This window comes from Rhodococcus sp. NPDC059968, assembly GCF_042738615.1.
Classification (GTDB): domain Bacteria; phylum Actinomycetota; class Actinomycetes; order Mycobacteriales; family Mycobacteriaceae; genus Rhodococcus_F.
Genome location: NZ_JBHWUE010000059.1, coordinates 1 through 7,540, shown reverse-complemented (window position 1 = coordinate 7,540; position 7,540 = coordinate 1). Strand labels below are relative to the sequence as shown.

The following is a 7,540-nucleotide window of genomic DNA, read 5'->3' as shown; positions in this document are numbered from 1 at the left end:
TTTTACGCCACCGGCCCGGCCGGGGCGCGCGGCCGCCTACCCCCCCGCCCCCGTTGCGGGGGGCGCGGGCGCCGTGCGCTCACCCGCCCCCCACACCCCCGGGGGGCCGGCCAAACCCGTGGATGCCCCGGCCACCCGTGTCTTCCGGACTTATCGAGCTACTGCTCGTACGTCCCCTGGATCTTCGCGCGAGCGATCGCGTGCGAGAACAGGTTGAAACCCAGGAACGCCGGCGTCGAGTCGGCCGTGACCCCGTCGAGAGTCTCCACGTCGAGCGCGTGGACCACGATGATGTAGCGATGCGGCCCGTGTCCTGCCGGCGGGGCCGCGCCGAGGAAACGGCTCAGTCCGGCGTCGTTCTTCAGCGTGATCGCACCGCTGGGAAGCCCGGTTCCGTCGTCGTCGCCTGCACCGCTCACCAAGGTGGTCGTGTCGGCCGGAATGTTGGCGACCGCCCAGTGCCAGAATCCGGACGCCGTCGGCGCGTCGGGGTCGTACACGGTCACCGCGAAGCTCTTGGTCTCGGCGGGGAACCCCGACCACGACAGCTGCGGTGAGTTGTCGTAGCCGCCGGCGCCGAAGATTCCGCTGACCTGTTCCTTGTTCAGCGGCTGCCCGTCGGTGACGTCGGTGGAGGTCAGCTCGAAACTCGGCAGGTCGGGAAGTGCCTCGTACGGGTCGTGTGACATGCGGTTCCTCTCTTGTCGCGTATCGGTTCTCGGATCAGCTGTGGAGCAGAAAATGTTCCAGCACGCGTGTACCGAACAGTAGTGCGTCGACGGGTACCCGTTCGTCGACACCGTGGAACAGCGCGCTGAAATCCAGGTCGGCGGGCAGCTGCAGCGGAGCGAACCCGAAGCACCGGATGCCGAGCTTCGCGAACGCCTTGGCGTCGGTTCCGCCGGACAGCATGTAGGGGACGGTCCGGGCACCGGGATCGTGCGCGAGGATCGCGTCGTTCATGGCGTCTACGAGATGCCCGTCGAACGTGGTCTCGTAGGAGTCGAGTTTCGTGATCCATTCGCGCTGGACGTCCGGTCCGATGAGCTCGTCGACCGCCGCCTCGAAATCGGCCTGCCTGCCGGGCAGGATCCGGCAGTCGACGACAGCCTCCGCGGTCTGCGGGATGACGTTCGCCTTGTAGCCGGCCGACAGCATGGTCGGGTTCGCGGTATCCCGGAGGGTGGCGCCGATGATGTTGGCGATGGTGCCGAGTTTCGCGAGGGTGCCGTCGAGGTCGGGCGACTTCGGGTCGAAGTCGAGTCCGGTCTCCTCACCCGCCGCTTCGAGGAATTCGGCCACCGAATCGGAGATCACCAACGGGAACGTGTGCGCACCCAGCCGGGCGACCGCCTGCGCCAGGATGGTGACGGCGTTGTCGGTGTGCAGGAACGAACCGTGCCCGGCCCGGCCTTTGGCGGTCAGCCGCATCCATCCGAGACCCTTCTCCGCGGTCTCCACGAGATAGAGCCTGCGGTCGGTGCCGTCCGGTCGCGGAACGGTCAGGGAGAATCCGCCGACCTCACCGACAGCTTCCGTCACACCCTCGAACAGATCGGGTCGATTCTCGACGAGCCATTGGCAGCCGTATTTGCCACCGGCCTCCTCGTCGGCGACGAAGGCGAACACGAGGTCGCGGGGAGGAACGATCCCCTCGGCCTTGAACTGGCGGGCGACCGCCAGGATCATCCCGACCATGTCCTTCATGTCGACGGCGCCGCGACCCCATACGTAGCCGTCCTCGACGGCTCCGGAGAACGGGTGGACGCGCCAATCGGCCGGCTCGGCGGGAACGACGTCGAGGTGGCCGTGCAGCATGAGGGCGCCGCGATCGGGGTTCGAGCCCTTCAGCCGAGCGAACACGTTGCCACGGCCCGGCGCACCCGACTCCACGTACTCGGTCTCGTACCCGACTTCCTGCAGCTGGGCCGCCACCCACTCCGCACACTCGCGCTCGCCCTTCGTCGTGGCGAGCTCTCCGGTGTTGGACGTGTCGAAGCGGATCAATGAACTGACGAGATCCACGACTTCGGCTTCGGCGCGACCCTGGCCTGGGGTTTCCTGTGTAGTTGGCACTCCACTTTCCTACCACCGCAGCAGCGGAAACGCTCAGGTGAGAGGGGCGATTTGGGCCGTGGCGGTTCATCGGTTAATCTTTTGCAGCACCCAGGAAATGGGGGCAAGCAGGTCCGAGTGGCGGAATGGCAGACGCGCTAGCTTGAGGTGCTAGTGTCCTATTAACGGACGTGGGGGTTCAAGTCCCCCCTCGGACACTCTGAGTTGAGACAGACGAAAAGGCCCCGGTTCATCGAACCGGGGTCTTCTTCGTGAGAGGGCGAAGTTCGATGGGTGAAACAACGACGACGATCGATCCCGCGGATCTCGAGATCTGCCTGAAGGTTCTCGATCAGGCCGCGGAACTCGACGATGCGGATCCCGATTCCGTCACGGTCCAGCGCGCTGTCGGTCACCTCTTCAAGAAGTTGAAGAAGCGCAGGCGGATCGCGGCCCGCGACGCCGTCTCCGAATCCGACCGTCAGGTCGTCGCCGCGACCGCCACGGGTTCCCCCGATCGGATCGACGACGAGACCGCGGGCATCCCGCTCACGTCGAACGCCGACGGCGCGTCCGCGGGCACCCTGATCCGGCCCCGCCCCTGCTACATCTGCAAGCAGCGCTACACCCGAGTCGACGCCTTCTACCACCAGCTGTGCCCCGACTGCGCGGCCAAGAGCCGCGCCAAGCGGGACGCGCGCGCCGACCTCACCGGCCGCCGGGCGCTGCTGACCGGCGGTCGCGCCAAGATCGGCATGTACATCGCCCTGCGATTGCTCCGCGACGGAGCCCACACGACGATCACGACACGTTTCCCCAACGACGCCATCCGCCGGTTCAAGGCGATGGAGGACAGCAGCGAGTGGATCCACCGGCTGCGCGTCGTCGGTATCGATCTGCGCGACCCGGCGCAGGTCGTCGCGCTGGCCGACTCCGTTGCCGCGCAGGGCCCACTGGACATCCTGATCAACAACGCCGCGCAGACTGTGCGACGCTCCCCCGGCGCCTACAGCGCGCTGGCGGATGCCGAGTCCGGCGCCCTTCCTTCCGGCGACCTGCCGGACGTCCTGACGTTCGGCAAGACGAGTGACGCCCACCCGGCGGCACTCGCCGGTTCGCTGTCCGACGTGTCCGCGATGGCGGGCACCGCACTGTCCCCCGATGCGGTGAGCTCGCTCGCACTGGTCGCGAAGTCGGCATCCCCCGATCGCATCGACCAGGGTCTCGCGATCGACGCCGGCGGACTCCTGCCCGACCTCGCGCACACGAACAGCTGGGTCCAGACGGTCGAGGAAGTCGACCCGATCGAGCTGCTCGAGGTGCAGTTGTGCAACTCGGTCGCCCCGTTCATCCTCGTGTCCCGATTGCGGCCCGCGATGGCGGCGGCAGGCGCCCGCCGCAAATACGTGGTGAACGTCTCTGCGATGGAAGGCCAGTTCAGCCGCGCCTACAAGGGTCCGGGGCATCCGCACACCAACATGGCGAAGGCCGCGCTGAACATGCTCACCCGCACCAGCGCCAGGGAGATGCTCGAGGACGGCATCCTCATGACCGCGGTGGACACCGGGTGGATCACCGACGAGCGGCCGCACTACACCAAGATGCGCCTGGCCGACGAGGGCTTCCACGCCCCTCTCGACCTGGTCGACGGCGCCGCCCGTGTCTACGACCCGATCGTCCAGGGCGAGCAGGGCGTCGATCTGCACGGCTGCTTCCTGAAGGACTACGAGCCCTCACCCTGGTGATCGAGCACCGCCCGGATCCACCTACGAGAGCATCGACACAGCCGGAGCACTCTCCGGCACGGGGATAATAGGGGTCGTACCCATACCTGAAAATGGAGGCGCTTCATGGCGATAGCCGTTGTCCACCGAGACAGCCCGGAAGGCCGGGCGGCCATCGTCCACGCCGCCCGCGAGGCTGTGCAACGACGGGAACAGCTGCTCGTCCTCCACGTCCTCGACGACGACCCCGGGCAGGACGCCGAGTCCGACAAGTCCGCCCTGCGCGCCGAGATCCAGGCCACGCTCGAGGGCGGCGGGGTCGGCGAGTCGTCGTGGGAACTGCGCACCAACGAACACGACGGCGATCAGGTGAGCGCACTGCGCGCGCTGGTCGACAGCAGCGGTGCGGATCTGCTCGTCGTGGGTACCCGGCGCATGTCCCCGATCGGCAAGTTCCTCCTGGAACGATGGCTGCAGCGCCTCCTCCTCGAGATCGACATTCCGATCCTGGTGGTCAAGGAAGACGTGCGCGGCACCGCCTGAGCCGGTTACCCGGCGGACCCGGCCGGGCGACGCCTACGATGGCGTAGGGGGAACTTCGGATGTCAGGGGTGCATCGATGGGGAGCGTTGTCTTCTACGAGGTCGTCGCGGACGCGACAGTTGTCGCGCACCTGATCTTCATCCTCTACGTCGTGTGCGGCGGGTTTCTCGCCTGGCACTGGCCGCGCACCATCGCCCTCCACCTCGCGGCGGTGGCCTGGGGATTCACCGGCCTCCTCGTCGGCATCGACTGTCCGCTGACTCACCTGGAGAGCTGGGCCCGGGTCCGCGCCGGGCAGGACCCACTCCCCTCGTCCGGATTCATCTCCCACTACCTCACCGGGGTCGTCTACCCGGAATCCGCCGCGGGAGCGATACAGACCCTCGCCGCGCTCGGCGTCGTCACCTCCTGGGTCGGCTACGTCGTGCTGCGGCTCCGCACCCGGGTACCCCTCGCACCCACCCACCCCGGTGGTACCGGAGCCTGAGCTCGCCCTTCCCTACCGCCGAGTAGGGTCGTGCCATGACAGACAGCGCACGTGAATTGGATCTCGTCGTCTACGGGGCCACCGGCTTCGTCGGCAAGCTTCTCGCCGACTATCTCGCACGGCACGCCCCGGACGGCGTGCGGATCGCGCTCGCGGGGCGCACAGCCGCCAAACTCGAAGCGGTGCGGTCCTCGCTCGGTCCGCGCGCAGCGGAGTGGCCCGTCATCGTCGCGAACTCCGACGATGCCGCGTCGCTCGCAGCGCTGGCGGCACGCACCCGCGTGGTCGCGACGACGGTCGGGCCCTACGCCAAGTACGGTCACGCCCTCGCCGCGGCCTGCGCCGAGGCGGGCACCGACTACGTCGACCTCACCGGAGAGGTGTTGTTCGTCCGCGAGAGCATCGACGCCAACCACGAACGGGCCCGCGAGACCGGCGCCCGGATCGTCCATTCCTGCGGGTTCGACTCCATTCCGTCCGATCTCGGGGTGCACGTCCTGCACGAGGAGGTTCAGGCGGACGGCGCCGGCGAACTCACCGACACCACGCTGGTGGTCACGTCCGTGCGGGGCGGCGTCAGCGGCGGCACGATCGATTCGCTGCGCACGCAGGTGGACGTGTCGAAGAAGAATCCGGCGTCGCGCCGTCTCGCGGCTTCGCCGTACTCGATGAGTCCCGACCGCGCGAAGGAACCGGACCTCGGCAAGCAGTCCGACATGAGCGTGGTCAACGGCACGGACATCGCGCCCGGCTTGAAGGGGTGGAAGGCGCCCTTCTTCATGGGCCCCTACAACACGCGGGTCGTGCGCCGCAGCAATGCGCTCCGGGACTGGGCCTACGGTCGGACGTTCAAGTACCGCGAGGTCATGAACGTCGGGAGCTCCCCGATCACACCGGTGATCGCGGGTGCGGTGGCTGCGGCCCTCGGCGGGATGGTCGTCGGAATGGCCCTCCCGCCCACCCGGTACGTCCTCGACCGCGTTCTGCCCTCACCGGGCGACGGTCCCAGCGAGGAGGCGCAACGCAAGGGCCACTTCACCATGGACGTATACACGACCACCACCACGGGCGCGCGCTACACCTCGCGGGTGAAGGCGAAGGGCGACCCCGGATACAGCGCCACCGCGGTGATGCTCGGCGAATCCGCGTTGAGCCTCGTCCTCGGCGGCGATGCACTGCCGGACGCGGCCGGCGTCCTCACTCCCGCCACGGCACTCGGCGACGTACTGGTGACACGACTGCGCGACGCTGGCTTCGAGATCTCTGCGCGAAAACTGTGAGCGGTTGGGCGCGTGTGAAGATGACACGCGCCCACCCCTCCCGCTAGTGTCGAACCTTGTGCGCGGACGGCCGCGTACGCGACGAGAGATACGGGAGTCCGAGTGAACGGCACGAGCGCGCAGGCAGGCCCCGCGGCCTCGCTCGCCCTCATGCCCTTCTGGCCCTCCCGCCGAGGCCACGCCTTCGACCAGGGATGTTGCTGACCAGCCTGCTCGCTGGTCTTTGCTGCCCTGACGGTTCACTCTCTCGGTCGGAGTCTCGATGTTCAAGCTCTTGATTTTCACGCTGGTAGGCGTGGGTGCCCAGCTGGTCGACGGCGCTCTCGGCATGGCCTTCGGCGTGACTGCGACCACCCTGCTCGTGTTCAGCGGCGTCGGACCGGCGCACGCCAGCGCAGCAGTGCATTTCGCCGAGGTCGGCACCACGCTCGCCTCCGGCGCGTCGCATTGGCGGTTCCGCAACATCGACTGGCCGCTCGTCCTACGCCTGGGCGTCCCCGGCGCCGTCGGCGCGTTCCTCGGTGCAACGGTGCTGTCCCAGTTGTCGACGTCCGCCGCCGTCCCCGTGACGTCCACGATCCTGCTGGCGATCGGTGTCTACGTCCTTCTCCGCTTCTCGATCCGCCCTCCCGCCGTCAACGACGCCCGGACCTCACCGCACACGGCGAAGTTCCTCTCACCGCTCGGACTGTTCGGTGGATTCATCGACGCGAGTGGCGGCGGCGGCTGGGGGCCGATCACCACCAGCACCCTGCTCTCGCGGGGCAAGACCGCACCGCGCACCGTCATCGGTTCGGTCAGCGCATCGGAGTTCCTGGTGTCCGCCGCGGCCAGCATCGGGTTCATCTTCGGTCTCGGCAGCGACTTCTTCGACAACATCCCCATCATCGCGGGGCTGGCACTCGGCGGCATCATCGCCGCGCCGGTCGCCGCGTGGCTCGTCAGCCGGGTGCCCGCGACCCTTCTGGGTACCGGTGTCGGCGGCATCATCATCATCACCAACGCGCAGAAGCTGTTCAAGACATTCGACGTCACCGGCGTTGTCGCGACCCTCGGGTACCTCGCTCTCGTTGCGGTGTGGGCCGGACTGCTGGTTGTCGCTTGGCGCCGTTCGCGTCTCAGCGCGGCAGAGGCCGCAGGCGATCTGCACCGGATCGATGCCGAGAACGACACGCCCATCGAGTCGGAAGCCCCGTCGCTCGAATTGTCCACCGGCGAGAAGTCCTGACCTCACGTCCCGCTTTCACCTCGGGGCGAGCCTTCGCCGAACATCTGCCACACCGCATCCTTACCAGCGAGTAACATTGGGTTCGGTTCATGGCACCCGTCCGGTGCTCCAAGTGCGGAACAGTGAGGCATTTCATGACTGAGCGTGTTGAGGTCGGCGGTCTGCAGGTCGCGAAGGTGCTCTACGACTTCGTGAACGAGGAGGCGCTGCCGGGGACCGGGGT

Annotated in this window: 7 protein-coding genes and 1 tRNA gene; 6 read left to right on the top strand and 2 right to left on the bottom strand. The window is 67.8% G+C overall.

From position 1 onward, the window contains the following. Positions 1-158 precede the first annotated feature (158 nt). Positions 159-689: a YbhB/YbcL family Raf kinase inhibitor-like protein gene (locus tag ACFWAY_RS35075; RefSeq protein WP_378454718.1), complete on the bottom strand. Its 531-nt coding sequence runs from the start codon at positions 687-689 to the stop codon at positions 159-161. 34 nt (positions 690-723) lie between these two features. Then, positions 724-2,076 carry a M20/M25/M40 family metallo-hydrolase gene (locus ACFWAY_RS35070; RefSeq protein ID WP_378513778.1) on the bottom strand — a complete coding sequence of 451 codons (1,353 nt, stop codon included), beginning with the start codon at positions 2,074-2,076 and terminating at the stop codon, positions 724-726. 111 nt (positions 2,077-2,187) lie between these two features. Here ACFWAY_RS35070 and ACFWAY_RS35065 point away from each other — a divergent pair. From ACFWAY_RS35065 to ACFWAY_RS35040, 6 genes are all read left to right on the top strand, one after another. After that, positions 2,188-2,273, top strand: a tRNA-Leu gene (locus ACFWAY_RS35065). Positions 2,274-2,345: 72 nt separating this feature from the next. Next, a complete protein-coding gene (locus ACFWAY_RS35060) occupies positions 2,346-3,800 on the top strand; it encodes an SDR family NAD(P)-dependent oxidoreductase (RefSeq protein WP_378454720.1) in 1,455 nt (484 codons plus the stop codon). Positions 3,801-3,905: 105 nt separating this feature from the next. Then, entirely contained in the window at positions 3,906-4,322 is a 417-nt protein-coding gene (locus ACFWAY_RS35055) for a universal stress protein (protein ID WP_378454721.1), read from the top strand. A 76-nt stretch (positions 4,323-4,398) separates the two neighbouring features. Beyond that, positions 4,399-4,809, top strand: a complete 411-nt coding sequence (locus tag ACFWAY_RS35050) for a DUF2784 domain-containing protein (protein ID WP_378454722.1) — start codon at positions 4,399-4,401, stop codon at positions 4,807-4,809. A gap of 35 nt (positions 4,810-4,844) precedes the next feature. Then, positions 4,845-6,089, top strand: a complete 1,245-nt coding sequence (locus tag ACFWAY_RS35045; protein WP_378454723.1) for a saccharopine dehydrogenase family protein — start codon at positions 4,845-4,847, stop codon at positions 6,087-6,089. Positions 6,090-6,351: 262 nt separating this feature from the next. After that, positions 6,352-7,317, top strand: a complete 966-nt coding sequence (locus tag ACFWAY_RS35040) for a sulfite exporter TauE/SafE family protein (RefSeq protein ID WP_378513777.1) — start codon at positions 6,352-6,354, stop codon at positions 7,315-7,317. Positions 7,318-7,540: the final 223 nt, after the last annotated feature.